The sequence below is a fragment of the Longicatena sp. genome (genome assembly GCF_982403165.1).
In genome coordinates this window covers 1-19,692 of the sequence record NZ_CEVYEL010000046.1, presented here as the reverse complement: position 1 = coordinate 19,692, position 19,692 = coordinate 1, and the positions used below count along the sequence as shown (strand labels likewise).

Genomic DNA, 19,692 nt, shown 5'->3' with positions numbered 1-19,692 from the left:
TGTATTCAGTACGTTTTAATTATTTGTACTGTCTACTTTTGAGAATCGTATCAGAATTCTTCTCTTGCCTCTTTTGCTTCATCCGAAAAGCTTTTTCCAACTTTGAGAGTACCTTCATATTGTTCGAGTTCTTTGTCAATATCGTCTATTGTTTGTTCAATATCAGCAACACTATTGTATCCCATTTTATATGCAACAATATTTTCTATTGTTATATCCTCATTATCCATCAAAGAATTGAGTTCCTCTTGTTGCTTTTGTATTTCAAAATCAAGCTTTTTTATTTCTTCTGTAAAATCAGAAATCTTCTCATTTATAGATTCTATTATTTGCTTTCTCATCAATGGCGTCGAAATATCAAAGGAATATTTAGATTTACTTGTTCCTTTATAAGCTATATGGGTGGAATCACAATCCATACAACGTAATTCACCTACTTTAATATTCCTATTTAATGAATTAAGTTCTTTTAATGTTCCATTCCATAATGATTTTTCGGCAGCTAAGCGATTCCTTTTTTTCTTAATTTCGGTAATTAAATCCGTTATAGAGTCCATTTCATCAACACGTTTATTAAACGCATCTCTATCTTTAATTTTGCTCAAATACTCTGGTGCAACCGCAACTGTCTTATAAAAATCAGACAAGTTTAATTGTTCTTTTCTTCGAGCCTTTAACTCTTTAATTTTATCTTTAATCTTTTTTATTTCTGTAGGAGTAATCTCTGATGAAAAATCACCGGAATATGAAAGCAACATATTTCTAAAATCATCTTTGTGATAAAATCCACTATTAAAAATAGTCGATGTATCTTTGCCATCTTGACCCACAAAGAATAATTGAACAAACAGCTCCATATCAACAATTCTTTTTTCACCCTGAAATTGAATCATAGGCAACTGAAAAATATTGTTATTCCAAAATCTTTTTAACTCTGACATCCCTTCAAAAACTCCTAGTTTATCAGAATATTTCAGAACAAATTCATCTCCAGACCTTACGATAATATATATTTCACTATTATGTTCAAATTCAAGATAATAAACAAAATCTTTGTAATTGAATGAATCAGGGAAAATAGGCTTATTTCCAAGTGCGTAAAGCATAGATTGAATAATAATAGTTTTACCTTTATTATTATCATCACTCAGTAATATATTTAGCCCTTCTGAAAAAGTATCTTCAATAAAGGCTTCTTCACTATTACCAACAGCCACTTTTCGTATAATCATTGTGATACCCCTTCCTTAATTTTGGCAATAAAATACTTTAATGAAAATGCATCAAAATCCGTACACGCATCTAACACTTCATCCGGAATCGAATCAACAATATAATCGATATTTTTATCAGGATTATGAATAATTGATGTATAAACACTATCAAACAATGCCCAATAAGCTTGTGCAAGTGAATTATTAAATAATGCTCTGCACATTGCACTTTGACATTGCTCTAGTAGCATTTTTCTTCTTTCCTCCGGATATTTCAAGTACACCTCCATAAACGGTTCAGGTATACCTTTTGAAAGAGGATCGGTATTTAGAATTCTTTGCAGAACTAACAATCTTATTTCGTGCGTTTTTAATTCTCTGCCATACGAAAGAACTTCATCAATCCTTTCTATTGTTACGCCCTCTACATTTGTATTTTTCAGTTCTGATTGTTTATTTCTAATCTCATTAAAAATACTTATTAACTCAGAATCAGGTGGAATGATTGATGGATGATTTTTTATAATCTCTTTAATATAATCTTGCGGTAACTTATCATCAACAACAAACCAAACTACTTTTAAAAAATCATCAATATTTTTATCTGTGATGTAAGAATTGTCAATATATTCTTTTTTCTCACTTTCTTCTTTAAGTCCTTTTCTGACACTGATTAAAGCCTTTTCATTAATATTAGTTGCATCAAAAAGATTTTGTGAAGAATCTATCCTAAAGGTGTCAGGAACTCCACCCATAAAGATTACATAATCAACAAATGTAAATTCACTTAAATAGTTTTTAAAAAGTGTAACTAACTCTCTGCCAATTCCTTTAGCACTTGCTGTTTTACTTGCCTTAGATTGAACATCCCATAATTTTCTGCCCATTCTATCCATGCCTGTAACATCATTAAAAAAGTCCACTACAAAATAATTCATCTCAGAACTATCTTCACGGAAGTTCATAAGATAAAGCATAGCTTTAGTTTCCGCATCTGCACCGGATTTTCTTAATTTTTCTGATGAGCAAACCGTATATGACATTATCTCATCCCTCCAATTCCACTAATTCACCTTGCACTGCTTCTGTTAATTTTTATCGGATGTATATGTTGTATTAAACACTAAGTCAGATAGCCACTTCTTAAAAGATGGGTTGTCTTGAAATTGTTTGAACAGTTCCATGTTATCTGCCATAACTGAGAAAATCACTTGCTGCAAAGCACGTTCACTTTCCATACGAGCATTTTGTTTATCAGAGTTCTTCATTGCATTTTGGTACTTCTCATCTTTAGCGACCATATCCGGAATAGCAATAATTTGTCTTCTAACATTATCCGGTTCTTTCCAATCAATGTTTCCAAACATATCGTTAAAGTCGTTCAATATCATAGAAAGATAATCCATTTCAGGATTTACAATATGTCCTGCACTACCTGCTGGAACAGGTGCGACTTCAGCATCTTCATCTGCAAGTTTTATTGACATTGATTCCTGAGCTTCTAATCGATAGCTGTCAAGGTCAATAACATCTAATATACCTTCAGAAAAATCATCATCACGAGGTGATGGAAGCTTAGGTATAAGTAGATTCATAAAGATTGACAAGCGCTCCCATTCAGCATTTCCATAAGGCAGAATTGCTCCAAGGAATCCGTAGGTACGGCAGAATGCTTTAGCAGAACTCTTGAATTTAATTTGATCATCTGTTTCTAATCCTTTATAAGCTACTACACAAAAATCAAGAATTGGATCAAGCTTATCTCTTTCAGCTCCATAAATGTACAGATTTACAAGCGATTCAACATCTTTGTCTGAATAAACTTGGTATCCTTCCATCGTAGCAATCAAATCATATAATTTATTCGGGTCTGTTTCTCCTGAAAGAAGTGTTGTTCTATAATATCTTGAGAAAGATTTTTCAATCATATCCAGACTATTTGCAAAGTCCAAAACGAATGTATCATGCTTTTGTGGATGACATCTGTTTAATCTTGATAATGTCTGAACAGCCTTAATATCATAAAGCATTTTATCTATATACATTGTATGAAGCAGTGGTTCGTCAAATCCTGTTTGGAACATATCGGCAACAATCAGAATTCTATAAGGATCGGTCTTTAAAGTTTTCGGAATCTTTGCGTCTGGAAATCCATTCAATCCTGCTGAAGTGAGTGCAGGCTCTTGTCCCTGATATTTGTGTTCACCCGAAAATGCGACAATAGTTTTATATGGACTATGGCGAGCTTCAAGGCATTTATTTATCGCAAAGTAATACTCTATACAACGAGGAATACTTGAAGTTACAACCATAGCACGAGCTTGTCCGCCAATTTTTCCTTTTGAAATAACTTGCTCGTGGAAATGTTCTACCATCATTTCAGCCTTTTGAGCGATGGTATAGCTATCACTTTCTACAAAAGAGCGTAATTTCTTTTGAGCACGTTTCTTGTCGAACTTCGGGTCATCTTGTACTGTTTTCATAAGCTTATAGTAGCTTGAAATCGGTGTATAATATTTTAAAACATCAAGAATAAAACCTTCTTGAATAGCCTGTTTCATTGTATAAGAATGAAATGGTCTGTGCTGCAATTCTCCATCTTCATTGAGAATTGGGTTGCCATTTTCATCTACAACTAACATACCGAAAATTTCTAATGTTTTATTTTTAGGAGTAGCAGTAAATGCAAAATAACTTGCATTTGTCAGTGACTTTCGCCCTTCCATCATTGCGTTGATTCTATCTTCATTATCAACTTCATCACCTGTTGCAAGCCCTGAAAGTGCTAAGTTCATATTGGCAGAGTTGCGTCCACTCTGACCAGAATGAGCCTCGTCGATAATAACAGCAAAATGGTTTTCTTTATGGCTAGCACCAATATCCGGAACAACATAAGGAAACTTTTCAACGGTAGTAATAATGATTCTCTTACCACCTTGAATTGCTTTTCTTAAATCCCCAGAATGTTCTGCCCATGCTACAGTATTTGCCACTTGCATGAATTGTTTAATATTGTCTCTTATTTGCTTATCAAGTATCCTACGATCTGTAACAACAAGCACGGAGTCAACCATAGGATGACCGTCTTTTTCAAGACCGATAAGTTGATGTGCAAGCCATGAAATAGAATTTGATTTACCTGAACCCGCACTATGTTGAATTAAATATCTTTTTCCAATTCCATTAGTTTTCACATCTTTAAGCAAGCTTTCAACTGCATCAAGCTGATGATAACGTGGGAATATCTGCTTAACAGTTTTCTTCTTGGTCTCTGGGTCTTCTTCAACTACAACCTGAGCATAGTTTTCGATAATACGACTAAGCTTATCCTTTGTAAGAATGTCTTTCCACAAATAATCTGTCATTATTCCGTCTGGATTTGGCGGATTGCCGGCTCCATCGTTATAACCTTTATCAAAAGGCAAGAACCAGCTGTTCTTTCCATCAAGCTTTGTACAGAATTTAATTCGAGCATCATCTAACGCAAAATGCACCATACAACGCTTAAATTGGAATAATAATTCTCGTGGATCACGATCTGTTTTATATTGTTGTACTGCGTCTTCAACATCCTGTTTTGTAAGCTGGTTTTTAAGCTCAAATGTGATTACCGGAAGTCCATTAATAAAGACACACATATCAAGAGCAAGTCTTGTTGAATCGTTAGAATACATCAGCTGACGAGTAACACTGAAAATATTCTTATCATACATTTCTTTCGCCTTAACATTATTTTCTGTCGGTGTAAGATAGAACATAATGAGATTAGCCGGGTATATTTTTACACCGTTTCTAAGCACATCAATAATGCCTCGTTTAGCAATTTCACCCTGTAATCTGTTCAAAAACTGCTTCTTTTTTATCTCAGATTTGAACACACCAAGTTTTGTCAATGAATCTGGTTGTGTATCTTGAAGGAAGCGAAACAGACGAGCCTCATCGATAGCGTAGTCACGATTATAATCTGTGTTAGTGCCTTGCTCATAACCGTTCTGGTCAACAAGCCATTTTACAATTAATGACTCTAGGCCACTCTCTTTTGTATTGGTAAATGACATAGCTTACACCTCCTCATCATTAGACTCTCCATCAATATTTTCTGAATCATCCTCAATATCGTCGTTATCTTCATCCACGTATTCATAATCCGGAACTTCAATATCTCGAACATCAATTTTACCTGTAACAGCATCTGAAACTAATTTATCTTTCATCTCATGCAATATTTCAATCTCGTCTTCAATCTTTCCGATTACAGATTGATATTCCATCTTAATTTTATCCAAGTAATCAACAATCGCGTCCTGTTCTGCCTGTGGAGGATATACGGTATAAATCGAACCAAATGCTGGTGTATATAGACGATTAAATCCACTTCCAACACCTCTTGATGCATTTGCAAACTGTTCAACCTGTAACGGATTTCTGAATACATATTCATAAAACTTCACATTAACGTATCTGTCCTTTGAAGGATTAAAAACACTGTAATCAGGAGAAACACAACCTTCTCTAGTTACACAAATAAACATTCCGCTCCATGCTTGCATTCTGTTTTCTAGAAGTTGTCCCGGTTTCACTAAACGATAATTTGATAAATCAGAAGCACTTGGTTCTTTATCCGAAGCCTCAGTAAATGGAATAAGTCCTCTCTTTCTACTGAAAGTCAATAATTCAGCATTACACTCGTCATTTCTTTCATTAGTCTCATCAAAAAGCCATTTAATTTTAATAGCTTGCCAATTTTCAGGGATATCTCCCATCCAAAAAACATCACTGTTTTTTAAAGGTGTTCCATTAATTCCATGCGTTACTGCTTCATTTACCGCAAATAATAGATGTTCATTAAGTCTTGCAATCTGCTTGCGTTTAGCTGATATCATCTTATTAATTTTTGATAATTGCCAATCTAAATAACGAACGATTTGGTCTTGTTCATCTTTTGGAGGAACAGGGAGAACAACATTATTCAAGTAATCCATCGAGATACGCATTCGAACAGTATTTAATTTTCCTGTGCTAGATTCATGCATCAATATACCTTTACCTAATCCTAAAAGACTTCTTTGAAAGGTAATTAATCGAAAAATTCTGTGGTAGTACCACACATTGCATCTGTTATCTTCTCTTGGATAGAGCGCGTAATAAACAGGACTTATAGCACCAACCCATTTTGAAACACCTGCTGCCCCAGACACAACATTCATACAGTTAACTAACAAATCGTTTTCTCTGGCAACATTATATAAAGTTAAATCATCCTTTGGTTTATTACCACCAGAGACTTCCTTCTCCGCCACCGGAACAACACCTTGTTTGGCCGTAAGTGAAAGAATAAAATCTGTCACAATAGGGTTATTTCTTTCTTTTCTCTCTTGAAAAATGCGCTTTATTCTTAAGGCATCCCAATGACTTGGAATATCACCGAGCCAATTATCCTTTAATGTTTGGTAATCTTCGTAATGTTTCATAAGCTCAATCCCTCCAAAATGTCACTAAGCATTCCGTCGGTTTCAATTTCTAAAGTTTTTAGTTCTTCAACTATTACATCCATAGAACGAAGTTCCATAGGTTTATAAAAATATCTAATAAACGATAATTCATATCCCGTTTTAATTGTTTTTTCATCAACCCACGCATCTGAAGCATAAGGATGAACTTCGTTCTTCATGAATTGGTCAATTCCTCCCTCATACTTAAATGGAATTATTTCTGTTGTTTTCAAATCACTATCGCTTTCACCCGGTACAATCTTTGCAGCAGCATCTTTCTCTGTAATATACGGGCGAATTTTTTTCAATAAGGCTGCTTTGAGTTTTGTTGCCTTTGAAAAAGCAGTCCAATCATATAAGTCAACGCTTGAAGGCAATGCGGATAAAGCTTTTTTGACTAACAAAGCTTCCTCCTCTTTTTTAAACACTGAGTTTGGAATCTTTCTTTCTGGAAACACCTTCAATCTTAATGGGCGCTCAACCGTAACTGACCAAAATCCAAATTCATCATTATCGAAAACATGACTAACTTCGCTCTCTTCCATTTCAAGGAATATACGAATAATTTCTTTTCTTATTTCAGAAGAAAGTTCGCAATTCTTTTTACCCATGTTTTTTCTCAATGGTGATTTCATAGCAGTTGCGTCTATTAGCTGGATTTTACCTTTTCTTCTTTCTTCCTTTTTATTTGACAAAACCCATATATATGTTCCAAGTGGTGTATTGTAAAACATATTATCTGGAAGGGCGATTATTGCTTCTACCAAATCATTTTCAATCATATATCGTCTTGCGTTACTTTCCCCAGAACCAGCATCACCAGTAAATAAAGATGATGCATTATGAACCTCTGCAATACGACTACCAAGAGGTGTATCATTTTTCATTTTTGAAACATTATTAAGCAAAAATAGAAGCTGACCATCACTTGTTCTAGGAATCATACCCAACTGAGTGCCGTCCTCAAGATATACATTAAATCTACTATCGAGGATATCTTTCTTTCCTCCCATTTTTTCCGCATCTGTTTTCCAGCTTTTTCCGTATGGCGGATTAGCAAGCATAAAATCAAATTGACGAGATGCATTACCGTCTGCGGATAATGTGGAACCGTAAGCAATATGTTCCGCCTGTTCTCCGTCACCTTTTAATAGCATATCTGCTTTACAAATAGCATAAGTTTCAGGATTAATCTCCTGTCCAAACAGATGAATAGATACTTCTTTTCCACGTCTTTTTGCAACTGTCATTAATCTTTCCTGTGCAACTGTTAACATACCTCCAGTACCACAAGCACCATCATAACAAGAATACGTTGCATCCATTATTTTATCCGCAACTGGCATAACGACTAAATCTGCCATAAGGTCAACAACATCTCGTGGTGTCCAGTGTTCTCCGGCTTCTTCATTATTTGCCTCATTGAATCTTCTAACCAATTCTTCAAAAACTGTACCCATACCGTGATTATCCAAAGCAGGCAGCTTGATTTTTTTCATAGTATCATCTGTATAAACAGGTTTCGGACTAAGATTAATGGTTGGAGAGATAAATTTCTCAATAACCGCTCCAAGAATATCAGCATCAATCATCGTATCAATCTGATTACGGAACTTGAATTTTTCCAAGATTTCCTGAACATTAGGTGAGAATCCATCTAAGTATGCTTCAAAGTCAACTTTAAGTGTCTGCTTCTTTGCTCTACTAGTAAGGTCTTTTAATAAGAATGGTGAAGAGTTGCAGAAAGCCTGTCCTGCTGCATTGCATAACGCTGGCCATTGATTTGTAATTCCAGCTTCATCCATTTTCTTTTTCATTTCTAAAACCGACGGTTTTGTTTCTTCAAGCATTGCGTCCAAACGACGAATAACTGTCATAGGAAGAATGACATCTCTATATTTACCTCTGACGTAAACATCTCTTAAGCAGTCGTCTGCAATACCCCATATAAAACTTACGATTGAATTTTGTAATTGGTTATCCATTTTATCATTCTCCTTCAGAAATAATTTCTACAATATCTTCTATTTGACAATCTAAAGCCTTGCAAATTTTGACCAAGGTATCAGTATTAACATTGTCACCACGATTTAATTTACTAAGTGTGTACGAACTAATATTGGCTTTTTCCGCTAAATCTTTTTTCTTCATATCTCGATCTATGAGAAGCTTCCAAAGTTTTTTATAACTCACCGACATATAAAAGCCACCTTTCTAACATTTTCATGTTCTTACTATAATCCATTTTACATTATAATCTAAAACGCTATAAATTTCAACATAATACTTAGTGATACCAAAGTTTTTTATCGTTATTTTTAGAATAAACTTCTACTTCAATAATTTTTCGTAAGAATACTACAAACCTCCTATCTTTTATCCATCTTCGCAAGCTGGCACATTTGAATTTTTTATGTTTTCATATATAATTTAGGAACAAAATAAGATTTCTATGTCGTTTAATAAATAGAGAGCATACTCTCTGGAAAGGAGGCAAAAAAAACATGCCAATATTATTAAAAAGAAAAAACGGCGAAATCACGCCGTTTCGCAATGCGGAATATATTTCTGCGTTCTACTTCATTCCCAAAAGTATTTTAGATAAGTGCGGAGAAGAAATAAACAGGATTCCAAGAAATCCAAGAAAATTGCTTCAAGATCGTCGTGCCATAGAAATAGTAAAAAGTGATTTGTTTAAGCTTGTAATAATTGATGCTTACGCCTTTATGGTGTGGCCTTTTATGGGGCTTGGCGCAAAAAGGGAGATCTATTCAGGATATGAACCATCTTGGAGATATGCGCACGCAGCTTCTATTTGGATTAAAGGAATGGAAGACGAAGGGGTTATCCCTAAGTCACAGGACATATTAAAAAGCAGCAATGTAGACGAAGACCTCGGATATATATCCGAAGAAGAAATCTCAGAAACATTCACTTGGCTCATTCCTAAAATAATGGCAAAACACAATATGAATGAGGTCATTGCTGTGGCGGCTGAATATCGCTGCTTTGAAGATTTTGATTACCGAAAGAGCCGACAAAAAAATTGATTTTTACCGCAAGTGGTATCATACTCGTGCAAAAATATCCGTTGAATCCCTTGATGAATTAAAAGATAAGTATGCAGAGAATACAGACGGCATGGAGTGGGACATTCCCGATGACAGTGTTAATGTTGAGATTACCGTATTAGAACCGATTGTAGTCAGCAAATTTTTAGACACTCTTTCTGAAACAGACAGGAAAATACTCACAATGCGAATGGATGATGTTACACTCGAAAAAATCGCAGAAGAATTAGGTTTCAAAACTCACAGTGCTATTCACAAAAGAATCCGAAAGATTGGCTTGGCTTACGAAAAGTTCAGCGGTGAAGATTTAGGATTCAGCAATAAGAAAATTATCTAGCAACACCTATTGATGTATAAATCGGTAGGTGTTCTTTTATGCGCAAAAGCAGAAAGGAGGTCTTTTGGGTGCAGTACAATCTGATAAAATCGCAGCAAATCAAAATTAAGAACACCCTATGTATGCAATGCGGACACCAAAGCTGTTTAATGATAAGTAGTGATGTCTGCCCTGTTTTTTCGGGAAGCAAACAAGAAATCATTAATATTAAGGAGGACAATCACAATGAAAAAATATCAAGAAACATATATCATCGGTGTTGACCACGGCTATGGAAATATGAAAACGGCTAATTGCTGTTTCCAGACAGGTGTGACCGTATATGATAAAGAACCAATTTTCAAAGACAATCTGCTTGTTTGAAATAACAAGTATTATCTTATTGACGCAGAGCATAAGGAGTTTTCAGCAGATAAAATGCTGGATGAGGATTATTATGTTCTGACGCTTGCGGCTATCGCACAAAGATCGGAAGCAAATTCAACACTTCCACTACAAGATTATTATTAAAAAATCCTGTTTACTGCATTGCTGATGAAATTGCTTACAACCATTTCTACGAAAACGGCGGCGGACTATGTGCTGATCTATCAGAGTTTGACGGTCAGCACGGCTTATCCGCCTACAACAAGACCGACCAAGAAAAGTTTGAGGACGCTGACAGCACCTTCATTTCTTCGAAATTTATGCAGTTAATGTCTGCAAAGCCTGTTTCTGAATGGATTATCTCGGTTGGCAGGCACGAAGGTTTTATTCCGAGTCAACAATGGATTGATACACAAAATATGCTTGATTCCATTGCAGAAAAGTACAACTGCCCACACCGAAAGACTAATGCCCTGCTTGCAGGACTGATCTACTGTCCGCATTGTGGAAAACGACTCAGAGTGATTTCCGAATCGAACCGATGGACAAACGGTAAACCAAGATTCAAGTATGTCTGTCCCGGCTATCGTTTAGGCGAATGTGCTTTTCGTGCTGTTGACGGTGTACTGCTTGATGAATTTGTAGTCAAACAGTTATCCAATCTCTCCGATGAGGACAGCGAATACTTTGTAAAACTGCTAAACCAAAAGGCTTCGGATATTTTTAAGAATTCTCAGAATGAGCAAGAACTAATCGAATTAAAGAAAAAGAAAGCACAGCTTGAAACTGCTATTTCAAATCAGGTGAAAAATCTGCGTGAAGCAGACGAAAACTTAAAACGGTTTATACAAGACGATGTAAAGGGACTGACAGATGAGCTTTCTGAAACGGAAACTTTGCTCCAAAAATTAGAGGACAGCAGGCAAAGTCAGATGTATGCTGTCAGAGATATTGAAGAAATAAAAGAACGGCTGTTATCCTTTGAGATATACGCAAAAGGCGCACAGCCGGATGTGTTGGTAACGCTGATACAATCCTTTGTGGAGCGTATCTATATAGTCGATGAAAACGACGAGCGTTACTGTCATATCTTTATTAAAGGTTGCACCAAAGAGGACTATGATGAGTTCTTCCGGGCAACCGGTTACATATCTGGTACGAGAGAAACAGGTACTATCACACACAAATTGCCTTTGCGTGATTCAGATAAGTGTTGCAAAACCAACAGTTTCAAAAATATTTAAGATACATGCAAGCAAGGGCAGATTGTTTCATGGTAAATGCTCACATACGTGATATCACACATTTACTTATTTGAACGTAATGAACTACCAGATACTACAATAAGATACCATCTAAGAACGCTTTAAAGGAAAGGAACACTGTTTAAGAATTCATGATATCCTTTCGCAGTGTTCCATTAAGTACTTATTTAATGTTTGTAAATATTATAGAAGGCAGATTTCCCAGGAAATACTGCTACATCACCCAGCTCTTCTTCAATACGAAGCAATTGATTATATTTGGCAATACGATCAGTTCTTGACATAGAACCAGTCTTAATCTGACCGGCATTGAATGCCACTGCAATATCGGCAATCGTCGTATCTTCAGTTTCACCGCTTCGATGGGATACAACTGCCGTATACCCATGTTTCTTAGCCAGCTCCATAGCATCAAAGGTTTCCGTCAATGTGCCAATCTGGTTTACCTTGATCAAAATGGAATTAGCGATATCTTTATCAATACCTTCCTGTAAGATTGCCGGATTTGTTACATATAAATCATCACCAACCAACTGGATTTTCTTGCCTAAATGCTCCGTCAGTTTCTTCCAGCCATCCCAATCACGTTCGCCTAAGCCATCTTCAATCGAAATAATCGGATATTTTTCTACCAGTTCATCATACCAGGCAATCATCTCATCGGTTGTCTTAGAACCCTGACCTGATTTTTTCAAATCATACATTTTCGTTTCCGTGTTGTAGAATTCACTAGCCGCAACATCCATAGCAATGCAAATATCTTCTCCGGCCTTATAACCAGCAGCTTTGATTGCTTCCATAATAGCTTTCAATGGCGCTTCGTTATCTTCCAGATTCGGTGCGAAACCACCTTCATCACCAACAGCTGTTACTTGACCTTTTTCCTTTAATACTTTTTTCAAGGCATGGAAAGTTTCAGCGCCCATTTGAATTGCCTCTTTCATACTTTTAGCACCAATTGGCATAATCATAAACTCCTGGAAATCTACCGAAGAATCCGCATGACTTCCTCCATTTAAGACATTCATCATTGGTACTGGCAATGTTTTCGCATTTATGCCGCCTAAGTAACGATATAATGGCAATCCATAAAAGTTAGCCGCCGCATGGGCAACCGCTAAGGAAATACCTAAGATGGCATTTGCACCATATTTTGACTTATCCTTTGTGCCATCAGCTTCAATCAAAGCTTTATCAATTGCCGCCTGATCAGTAACATCCAAACCAATCACCACATCTGCCAAGACTTCATTCACATTGTTTACGGCAGTCATGACACCTTTGCCATTAAAGCGATTCTTATCACCATCGCGTAACTCTAAGGCTTCACGCTCTCCGGTGCTGGCACCGCTTGGTACAATGGCGCGGCCAAATGCTCCACTGACCGTTTCCACCTCAACTTCTATGGTAGGATTTCCTCGCGAATCGAGAACTTCTCTTGCGTGTACATCAACAATAACAGACATAATTTTGTCCTCCTTTATTATCTATTCTCAGTATAACACCAGGAACTGTACAAAGAAAGAAGTTTGCTCAATCTAACTAAATTTCACATATTTCTATAACAATTCCTGTAAATCATCTACGATATGCGTAGGATGAATACCTAATCGATCAATATCCTCTCTTTGATGAACGCCGGTTGTCACAAAAACGGTTTCAACTTGATTGCGTACACCTAACAGAATATCTGTTTCCAGATTATCACCGATCAGTATCACATCCTCTTTCTTTTTATGTAAAAAGTCTAAAGCTTCTTCTAAAATCGTATCATGAGGCTTGCCAATTTTCGGGCTTTTTTGTTGTGTTGCATATTCAAACATAGCTACAACAGAACCATTTCCAATGGAAAAACCATCCGGCTGTGCCAGTATGCGATCATCATTTGTCCCAATCAGCTTGGCGCCATTTAGAAGCAGCTTTAAAGCTTTGGAATATTTTTCATAAGTTCCGGAAGTATCTAAGCCGACAAAAACAAAATCAGCGTTTGTATCATCTATGGTAAACCCTTCATCCTCCAGAGCTTCTTTTAAACCATCCTGTCCGATATAATATGCTTTTCTGCCTTCATAATGCTTACGGGCATAGATAGCTGCAGCCATAGCACTAGTGAAAAAATGTTCTTCCTTGATACCGCAATATCCCATGCGTTCCATATGTTCTACATTTTGGCGTTTTGTGCGTTTGGCATTATTCGTTAAAAAGTAAAATTTTTCCTTGCGTTTGATTAATTCATGAACGAAGTGCATAGCACCTTCAATCAATAAAGTTCCCCGATACATTGTTCCATCGAGATCAATTAAATACGTTTTCTTCATCTTATCCCTGCTTTCTTACCCATAATAGTAAAGCATATCCTACTGGGAAAGCAAGCGTTATCTGTTTCTGCTGCGTGTTTTTCGTTTTCCTGGATTGATTAGAATCATACCTGCAAGAATCAGTCCTACCGGCCAGTAGTGTTCTGCTATGTAAGAAAGGTAACCATATAATTGCTGTTGATTGATGCTTGGCTCAATCAGCAGAAGGATGCCACTGATACCCAGAATGATTCCAATGCGTTCCCTCATATTATCACTTCCTGCTTACAGTATAGTAAGACATTCCTGCTAATTTTGTCAGATTGCGGAAGAAAACCTTTTTTTATGTTTTTATCAAATTTATCAACAGGTTACCATCTTTAAAACGTATCATATACTACCCATATATTGTGATTCACTTACTATAAACGGCTGACATCTTATGTTTTGCTTTGCATATTTATATCTGCTTTGTTATGCAGCAAAGCCATTTTCATCCAAATAAAAAAAGCCTCAAAACCAGATTGGTTTCAAGACTCTTTCCGTCTATTTTACAGCTCTACTTTTTCTAAATCACCATAGCTGATTTCAGTTGGCGTTTCACGTCCAAATAAAATCAATAAGACGATAGCTGTTTGGGAATCCTCGTGTAATTCTTCCACCGTTCCTTCGGAATTCGCAAAAGCACCACTTAAGATACGAACACGATCTCCTACAGCAAAGTCAATCTGTACTTTACGCTCACTCATGCCAAGACGACGCAGAATTGCTTCCATTTCATCTTCGGCAACTGGGAAAGGCTTAGCTCCACCACCACTGGATCCGATAAATCCGGTAACTCCCGGTGTGTTACGCACAATATACCATGCCTCATCTGTCATGATCATTTCTACGAATAAATAGCCGCTGAAAGGATTTTTGGTCTTTTCAACTTCTTTGCCATTTTTATATTCGATCTCTTTTTCCTCTGCTACAACGATGCGAAACAGAAAATCCTGCAAGCCCATGGTTTCAACACGACGCTCCAGATTTTCCTTAACACGGTTTTCATGTCCGGCATATGTATTTACCACATACCATTGTTTTTTCTGTTCTTCTGCCATGTCTTGCCTCCTACATTCCAATTAATTTCAAAAAGCCGGATGATGCAACCTGACATAGGAAGAAAAACAATCCTAAAACAGCTGTAAATGCGATGACCGTCGCACTGTCTTTTGCCAAATCTTTACCCTTCGGCCAGCGAATTCGTTTCATTTCGGTTAAAATACCATTAATACTGAACCACTTCATAAGAAACCTCCTTATTTTGTTTCTTTATGTATCGTATGCTTGCCACACTTCTTACAAAACTTTTTCAATTCAATACGCTCATTATGCGTTTTCTTGTTTTTTGTAGTTGTATAGTTTCGAGAAAGACATTCGGTGCAGGTGAGAATTACTTTATCGCTCATGAAAAAAACACCTCTTTCTTTGCTTATTAACTTTATCATAAAGTCTTGTCTTAGTCAATTCCATCTTTTTGCTTACGTAGTTTTCGCACCATATAATCTATGGTATTACGCGATAAATGCAGCTTTTCCGCAATTTCTTTATAAGTATATCCCTGCATACGCATAGCAAGGATTTGATATTCCCTCTCTTTAAGAATAACTTTTGATTCGCTTAACAGCTGTCGCAATTGTTCATTCTGCAGTTCTTTTTTAGCATGTGGAAATGCTTCATTTCCTTCCCTGAGATAATGACCACTTTCATCACAGGCTTCAAACCCATACAGCATAGTAAACTCATCTATATGACTCTGATAGCGCGCTTGCTTTTTCACATAATCAAGAATTACATGCTTCACAATTTTCATGTAATAAGTAGCAAAGGAGCTTTGCTTATCCATCTGATAAGAATCAATTGCTTCTGATAGTTTAATCATGCACAATTGATATAACTCTTCACGATTTCGCTGATTCATCCCAGTGCTATGCTGATGAATCATTCGCCAAACTTTTACGCTATAGTTCTGTATGAAAAGATGCAATGCGACATCTTCCATTTGCCGATACATATAAAGAAGCTCATAATCATTTTTACGATTGGTGTTTTCCATAATACCCTCCTCGTGAGAGTATGGAAAAGGATTACGTTATTTATCATATACGATATACAATAGGACATACTTCTTTCTGCATGCTATTGAAGTAAGTATTTATAAAGGATGTCTTTGGTTGTAGATTTCATACAACAAAATGCCACAGGCAACACTGGCATTCAAACTGGTTACAACCCCTTCCATAGGAAGTCGTACACAATAATCACAGTTTTTCTTTACCAAAGAACTGATGCCAAAGCCTTCACTACCCACAACTATTACGAGTGGTACATCGTATTGCCCTTCGCGATAATCACGAGAATTTTCGAAATCAGCACCAACGACCCAAAATCCCTGTTTCTTTAAATATTTAATAGATTGCGCCAGGTTTGTCACCATGGCGACCTTTACCGTATCAATGGCTCCGGTACTGACTTTTGCCACCGTCGGGGTTAAGCCAACATTGCGATGTTTACCAATAATGACACCATCCACACCAACACAATCGCAGGTACGCAAGATTGCTCCCAAATTATGGGGATCTTCCAAACCATCCAACATCACGAACAAAGGCATTTTACCTTTGGGTATGCTTTCTAACAATTCCAATAATTCATATGTCTTATAGTCATCAATTTTTGCAGCGATTCCCTGATGATTTCCCTGTAACATACCATCCATTTTTTTACGCGGTAAAATCTTACATGTGATCTTATGCTCCTTGATAAGCTTTTCTAAAGCTGTATCTCGCATACCTTCTGCCATCAGGATCTCATAGATTTTTTTATCCTCCTGCAGTAACTGTTTTACTACATTTTTACCATATACATATTGTGTCATTTTACATCTCCTAATGCAACAATGCGTTGCCATAGCTGTAAAAGCCGTTCTTCTTTTTTCATCAGATATAGCCAGCCAAAAACAGCTTCTAAGCCGGTAGCTTTGCGATAAGTGATAACATCCGCATTTTTTGCCTTACTTTTAGGATTGGTATTTCTGCCACGTAAGACAATAGCCCATTCTTCTTCTGTAAAAAAGCCCTCGGTTTCTAATTGATTCAAAAATCCTGCCTGTGCTTTGGCACTGACCCATGCCTCACTGAATTTTTGTAAGTCCTTGGATTTCTGATAACCTTTCGATAATAGCAGCTCTCTTACATACAGTGACATCACAGCATCTCCCATGTAAGCCAAGGAAGTACCATTATACTCCTGTATTTCCATTACAGAATACCCTTTTCGATAAGGCGGGCGCGATAGTCATCGGCCGTAGCAAAATCTTTTTCCTTCACGGCAGCTTTCCACTTGCGATGCAAATCTTTATCCTCATCGGATAAGATCAAGCGGTTATTTTCAATTCCTAACACATCCAACATCGTTTCCACTGTTTTGACAATTCTTTGCAAGAAAGCCAAATCGGTTTCCCGCTGGCGAATCGTCTGATTTAAGACTTTCACTGTCTCAAACAAAGCTGCAAAGGCATTTGGCGTATTCATATCATCCTGCATTGCATCCATGAATGGGGTAAGCAAAGTATCTTCTGTTTCATCCGTAATCTCCACATCCGCAAGAGCTAGCTTTACATACGCCTGTTTTAAAGAAGTCTGTACCTTTTGCAATTCCTTCTTCGCTGTTTCAATGGCCTCTTCGTTAATATTCAGAGGGCTGCGATAGTGTGCCGATAAGAATACCCAGCGTAATACATTGCCGCCAATTTTTTCAATCATGTCTTTAGCCCAAATGACATTTCCTAGTGACTTACTCATTTTTTCACCGTCGATATTCACCATTCCATTGTGAATCCAATAGTTCGCAATCGGTGTTTCATAAGCCGCTCTTGATTGTGCAATCTCATTTTCATGATGCGGGAATTTCAGATCCATACCACCGCCGTGAATATCAATCGTATGCTCTCCATGAAATTCCTTATTGATCATGACAACACATTCTGTGTGCCAGCCAGGTCTTCCAACGGACCATGGGGAATTCCATTGAATGCCCTCTTCCGTACGTTTCCACAAGGTGAAATCCAAAGGATTTTCTTTCTTGCTGTTTTCATCGATACGCGCTCCCACCATCAAATCATCGATTTGTTGATTTGACAGTTTCCCATAGCTTTCCACACTGTTGACACGAAAATACACATCTCCGTCAATTTCATAGGCATGACCTTTTTTCACTAACAGTTCAATAAAGGCAATAATGGCATCCATCGTTTCTGTAACCCTTGGCGCTGCATCTGGCATCATGGCATGCAATGCCAGACGATCGTCGTTATAGGCTTTGATAAATTTTTCCGTAATCTCTTTTTCACTAACTCCACATTCTTTTGCGACTTTGATGATTTTATCATCTACGTCGGTATAATTTGACACCATTTTCACCTTATATCCTAATGCCTGAAACGTTCTTTTCAGTGTGTCAAAAACAACGATGGGGCGGGCATTTCCTATATGAGGATAATTATATACGGTAGGGCCACATACGTACATATTGACCTCATGTTCATGGATTGGTTTAAACTCTTCGATCGTCTGATTTATACTATTGAATAGCTTCATAACTTACCTCCTAGCAATAAAAAAAGCACTTCGACTGCAAAGACGCCTATCTTAGACGCGGTTCCACTTTGCTTGAAATATGCTTTTCCACTCTTCACGTATAACGCCGTGTCACGTATTTTTCTACTTATCGAAAAATCCCTCAAAGGGGCATTCCCTGTTACCTTATGCTTTCTGCTTCCACCATCCAGAAATCGCTATGCCACAATGGTATCAAGTACTCATCCTTTGTCATCAGTTTTTTATAGTATAACAAGCTTAAGGCCAGAGTTCAATACTAACTCTTTCCTTTTTGTTCATCTAAAAGCTTCGTAATATCTTTGAACTGTTCCAATAGATCTTCTTGGATGCTGCTTTCTTTTAGTTTATTCACATAGACAGCATCGAGTTCATCCAAATCATCAAGTTCGTTTGTTTCTCCTTCATCATTGGTATTTAATTTCGTGCGTAATGCCATCCATCTCACCTCCGAATGCTTATAGTTTACACCTTTTCACAATATTTAAAAAGTGCTTTCCTCAACATTTATAATATTTACCATGATTTTCATAGAGCTCTAAGACGAAATCACCAGTAGACAAGCTAGGCTCATATGTGTAAAAAAAAGGAAGACAACAAAAAAGGACTGCAGCATTAAGCCACAATCCTATTTAAGTTCTTACAATACTTGAATTAAGCTAATTCAGAGAAGTATTTGATTGTTCTAACCATCTGGCTAGTGTAAGAGTTTTCGTTATCATACCAAGATACAACCTGTACCTGAGTATTTCCATCTTCCATTTCGATAGCCATTGTCTGAGTAGCATCGAACAGAGATCCAAAACGCATACCGATGATATCGCTAGATACGATTGGGTCAGTGTTGTAACCGAAAGATTCGTTAGCAGCAGCTTTCATAGCAGCGTTGATTTCATCAACTGTAACTTTACCCTTAACAACAGCAACTAAGATAGTAGTTGATCCTGTAGGAGTTGGAACACGCTGAGCAGAACCGATTAATTTACCGTTCA

General features: G+C 36.9%; 21 protein-coding genes, 2 pseudogenes and 1 other annotated feature. Of the genes and pseudogenes, 5 read left to right on the top strand and 18 right to left on the bottom strand.

The genetic code is table 11. The features are described 5' to 3' along the window. Positions 1 to 50: 50 nt before the first annotated feature. From AC1VS3_RS09880 to AC1VS3_RS09855, 6 genes are read right to left on the bottom strand one after another with little or no spacing between them, the layout of a single operon-like run. The gene (locus tag AC1VS3_RS09880) at positions 51 to 1,232 is read right to left on the bottom strand and encodes a hypothetical protein (RefSeq protein WP_481275629.1); all 1,182 of its coding nucleotides are present in this window, start codon (positions 1,230 to 1,232) and stop codon (positions 51 to 53) included. After that, a complete protein-coding gene (locus AC1VS3_RS09875; RefSeq protein WP_481275628.1) occupies positions 1,229 to 2,257 on the bottom strand; it encodes a hypothetical protein in 1,029 nt (342 codons plus the stop codon). The genes AC1VS3_RS09880 and AC1VS3_RS09875 overlap by 4 nt, the downstream gene beginning before the upstream one ends. A 45-nt stretch (positions 2,258 to 2,302) precedes the next feature. Next, positions 2,303 to 5,272, bottom strand: a complete 2,970-nt coding sequence (locus tag AC1VS3_RS09870; RefSeq protein ID WP_117547990.1) for a type I restriction endonuclease subunit R — start codon at positions 5,270 to 5,272, stop codon at positions 2,303 to 2,305. Between the two features lie 3 nt (positions 5,273 to 5,275). After that, entirely contained in the window at positions 5,276 to 6,685 is a 1,410-nt protein-coding gene (locus AC1VS3_RS09865; protein WP_481275627.1) for a restriction endonuclease subunit S, read from the bottom strand. Beyond that, positions 6,682 to 8,691 (bottom strand): type I restriction-modification system subunit M, encoded by a 2,010-nt coding sequence (locus AC1VS3_RS09860; protein ID WP_117547987.1) that lies wholly within the window; start codon positions 8,689 to 8,691, stop codon positions 6,682 to 6,684. The genes AC1VS3_RS09865 and AC1VS3_RS09860 overlap by 4 nt, the downstream gene beginning before the upstream one ends. A gap of 4 nt (positions 8,692 to 8,695) precedes the next feature. Beyond that, positions 8,696 to 8,905 (bottom strand): helix-turn-helix domain-containing protein, encoded by a 210-nt coding sequence (locus tag AC1VS3_RS09855; RefSeq protein WP_103950526.1) that lies wholly within the window; start codon positions 8,903 to 8,905, stop codon positions 8,696 to 8,698. Between the two features lie 305 nt (positions 8,906 to 9,210). Between AC1VS3_RS09855 and AC1VS3_RS09850 the strand changes: the two genes are divergently transcribed. The 5 genes and pseudogenes from AC1VS3_RS09850 to AC1VS3_RS09830 all read left to right on the top strand — a co-directional run bounded on the left by AC1VS3_RS09850 (position 9,211) and on the right by AC1VS3_RS09830 (position 11,724). Further along, positions 9,211 to 9,756 (top strand): hypothetical protein, encoded by a 546-nt coding sequence (locus AC1VS3_RS09850; protein WP_270355635.1) that lies wholly within the window; start codon positions 9,211 to 9,213, stop codon positions 9,754 to 9,756. Next, the gene (locus tag AC1VS3_RS09845; protein WP_481275626.1) at positions 9,716 to 10,114 is read left to right on the top strand and encodes an RNA polymerase sigma factor; all 399 of its coding nucleotides are present in this window, start codon (positions 9,716 to 9,718) and stop codon (positions 10,112 to 10,114) included. Before AC1VS3_RS09850 ends, AC1VS3_RS09845 begins: the two co-directional genes overlap by 41 nt. 225 nt (positions 10,115 to 10,339) lie before the next feature. After that, positions 10,340 to 10,477, top strand: a complete 138-nt coding sequence (locus AC1VS3_RS09840; RefSeq protein ID WP_270355636.1) for a hypothetical protein — start codon at positions 10,340 to 10,342, stop codon at positions 10,475 to 10,477. A 101-nt stretch (positions 10,478 to 10,578) separates the two neighbouring features. Further along, positions 10,579 to 10,896, top strand: a pseudogene (locus tag AC1VS3_RS09835) (recombinase family protein); the annotation flags it as partial. Between the two features lie 3 nt (positions 10,897 to 10,899). After that, positions 10,900 to 11,724, top strand: a complete 825-nt coding sequence (locus tag AC1VS3_RS09830; RefSeq protein ID WP_270355637.1) for a recombinase zinc beta ribbon domain-containing protein — start codon at positions 10,900 to 10,902, stop codon at positions 11,722 to 11,724. Positions 11,725 to 11,912: 188 nt separating this feature from the next. Here the strand turns inward: AC1VS3_RS09830 and eno are convergent, their stop codons facing one another. The 12 genes and pseudogenes from eno to AC1VS3_RS09770 form a co-directional block, all read right to left on the bottom strand. Further along, positions 11,913 to 13,211, bottom strand: coding sequence for a phosphopyruvate hydratase (gene eno, locus AC1VS3_RS09825; protein WP_117547984.1), 1,299 nt, complete (start codon positions 13,209 to 13,211; stop codon positions 11,913 to 11,915). Between the two features lie 93 nt (positions 13,212 to 13,304). Continuing rightward, positions 13,305 to 14,063, bottom strand: coding sequence for an HAD-IIA family hydrolase (locus AC1VS3_RS09820; protein ID WP_117547983.1), 759 nt, complete (start codon positions 14,061 to 14,063; stop codon positions 13,305 to 13,307). 57 nt (positions 14,064 to 14,120) lie between these two features. Then, complete coding sequence (locus AC1VS3_RS09815) at positions 14,121 to 14,312, bottom strand: hypothetical protein (protein WP_008690624.1); 192 nt, start codon at positions 14,310 to 14,312, stop codon at positions 14,121 to 14,123. Between the two features lie 281 nt (positions 14,313 to 14,593). Continuing rightward, the gene (nusG, locus tag AC1VS3_RS09810) at positions 14,594 to 15,145 is read right to left on the bottom strand and encodes a transcription termination/antitermination protein NusG (RefSeq protein WP_008690622.1); all 552 of its coding nucleotides are present in this window, start codon (positions 15,143 to 15,145) and stop codon (positions 14,594 to 14,596) included. Between the two features lie 10 nt (positions 15,146 to 15,155). Next, the gene (gene secE / locus AC1VS3_RS09805; RefSeq protein ID WP_008690621.1) at positions 15,156 to 15,332 is read right to left on the bottom strand and encodes a preprotein translocase subunit SecE; all 177 of its coding nucleotides are present in this window, start codon (positions 15,330 to 15,332) and stop codon (positions 15,156 to 15,158) included. Positions 15,333 to 15,343: 11 nt separating this feature from the next. Beyond that, positions 15,344 to 15,493, bottom strand: a complete 150-nt coding sequence (rpmG, locus tag AC1VS3_RS09800; RefSeq protein ID WP_008690620.1) for a 50S ribosomal protein L33 — start codon at positions 15,491 to 15,493, stop codon at positions 15,344 to 15,346. Positions 15,494 to 15,543: 50 nt separating this feature from the next. Beyond that, complete coding sequence (locus tag AC1VS3_RS09795) at positions 15,544 to 16,140, bottom strand: RNA polymerase sigma factor (RefSeq protein ID WP_117547982.1); 597 nt, start codon at positions 16,138 to 16,140, stop codon at positions 15,544 to 15,546. Between the two features lie 99 nt (positions 16,141 to 16,239). Then, positions 16,240 to 16,962 carry a 23S rRNA (guanosine(2251)-2'-O)-methyltransferase RlmB gene (gene rlmB / locus AC1VS3_RS09790; RefSeq protein ID WP_117547981.1) on the bottom strand — a complete coding sequence of 241 codons (723 nt, stop codon included), beginning with the start codon at positions 16,960 to 16,962 and terminating at the stop codon, positions 16,240 to 16,242. After that, the gene (locus AC1VS3_RS09785) at positions 16,959 to 17,345 is read right to left on the bottom strand and encodes a Mini-ribonuclease 3 (RefSeq protein WP_008690617.1); all 387 of its coding nucleotides are present in this window, start codon (positions 17,343 to 17,345) and stop codon (positions 16,959 to 16,961) included. Before AC1VS3_RS09785 ends, rlmB begins: the two co-directional genes overlap by 4 nt. After that, the gene (gene cysS / locus AC1VS3_RS09780; protein ID WP_117547980.1) at positions 17,345 to 18,682 is read right to left on the bottom strand and encodes a cysteine--tRNA ligase; all 1,338 of its coding nucleotides are present in this window, start codon (positions 18,680 to 18,682) and stop codon (positions 17,345 to 17,347) included. The genes AC1VS3_RS09785 and cysS overlap by 1 nt, the downstream gene beginning before the upstream one ends. A gap of 35 nt (positions 18,683 to 18,717) precedes the next feature. Beyond that, positions 18,718 to 18,926, bottom strand: a binding site (T-box leader). A gap of 33 nt (positions 18,927 to 18,959) precedes the next feature. Beyond that, positions 18,960 to 19,139 (bottom strand): hypothetical protein, encoded by a 180-nt coding sequence (locus AC1VS3_RS09775; RefSeq protein ID WP_008978230.1) that lies wholly within the window; start codon positions 19,137 to 19,139, stop codon positions 18,960 to 18,962. Positions 19,140 to 19,354: 215 nt separating this feature from the next. Then, positions 19,355 to 19,692: pseudogene (locus tag AC1VS3_RS09770) on the bottom strand (type I glyceraldehyde-3-phosphate dehydrogenase); the annotation flags it as partial.

Coding starts and splice junctions, on each gene's coding strand:
- AC1VS3_RS09880 (WP_481275629.1), bottom strand. CDS start 1,232: ATGATTATACGAAAAGTGGCTGTTGGTAATAGTGAAGAAGCCTTTATT.
- AC1VS3_RS09875 (WP_481275628.1), bottom strand. CDS start 2,257: ATGTCATATACGGTTTGCTCATCAGAAAAATTAAGAAAATCCGGTGCA.
- AC1VS3_RS09870 (WP_117547990.1), bottom strand. CDS start 5,272: ATGTCATTTACCAATACAAAAGAGAGTGGCCTAGAGTCATTAATTGTA.
- AC1VS3_RS09865 (WP_481275627.1), bottom strand. CDS start 6,685: ATGAAACATTACGAAGATTACCAAACATTAAAGGATAATTGGCTCGGT.
- AC1VS3_RS09860 (WP_117547987.1), bottom strand. CDS start 8,691: ATGGATAACCAATTACAAAATTCAATCGTAAGTTTTATATGGGGTATT.
- AC1VS3_RS09855 (WP_103950526.1), bottom strand. CDS start 8,905: ATGTCGGTGAGTTATAAAAAACTTTGGAAGCTTCTCATAGATCGAGAT.
- AC1VS3_RS09850 (WP_270355635.1), top strand. CDS start 9,211: ATGCCAATATTATTAAAAAGAAAAAACGGCGAAATCACGCCGTTTCGC.
- AC1VS3_RS09840 (WP_270355636.1), top strand. CDS start 10,340: ATGAAAAAATATCAAGAAACATATATCATCGGTGTTGACCACGGCTAT.
- AC1VS3_RS09830 (WP_270355637.1), top strand. CDS start 10,900: ATGCTTGATTCCATTGCAGAAAAGTACAACTGCCCACACCGAAAGACT.
- eno (WP_117547984.1), bottom strand. CDS start 13,211: ATGTCTGTTATTGTTGATGTACACGCAAGAGAAGTTCTCGATTCGCGA.
- AC1VS3_RS09820 (WP_117547983.1), bottom strand. CDS start 14,063: ATGAAGAAAACGTATTTAATTGATCTCGATGGAACAATGTATCGGGGA.
- AC1VS3_RS09815 (WP_008690624.1), bottom strand. CDS start 14,312: ATGAGGGAACGCATTGGAATCATTCTGGGTATCAGTGGCATCCTTCTG.
- nusG (WP_008690622.1), bottom strand. CDS start 15,145: ATGGCAGAAGAACAGAAAAAACAATGGTATGTGGTAAATACATATGCC.
- secE (WP_008690621.1), bottom strand. CDS start 15,332: ATGAAGTGGTTCAGTATTAATGGTATTTTAACCGAAATGAAACGAATT.
- rpmG (WP_008690620.1), bottom strand. CDS start 15,493: ATGAGCGATAAAGTAATTCTCACCTGCACCGAATGTCTTTCTCGAAAC.
- AC1VS3_RS09795 (WP_117547982.1), bottom strand. CDS start 16,140: ATGGAAAACACCAATCGTAAAAATGATTATGAGCTTCTTTATATGTAT.
- rlmB (WP_117547981.1), bottom strand. CDS start 16,962: ATGACACAATATGTATATGGTAAAAATGTAGTAAAACAGTTACTGCAG.
- AC1VS3_RS09785 (WP_008690617.1), bottom strand. CDS start 17,345: ATGGAAATACAGGAGTATAATGGTACTTCCTTGGCTTACATGGGAGAT.
- cysS (WP_117547980.1), bottom strand. CDS start 18,682: ATGAAGCTATTCAATAGTATAAATCAGACGATCGAAGAGTTTAAACCA.
- AC1VS3_RS09775 (WP_008978230.1), bottom strand. CDS start 19,139: ATGGCATTACGCACGAAATTAAATACCAATGATGAAGGAGAAACAAAC.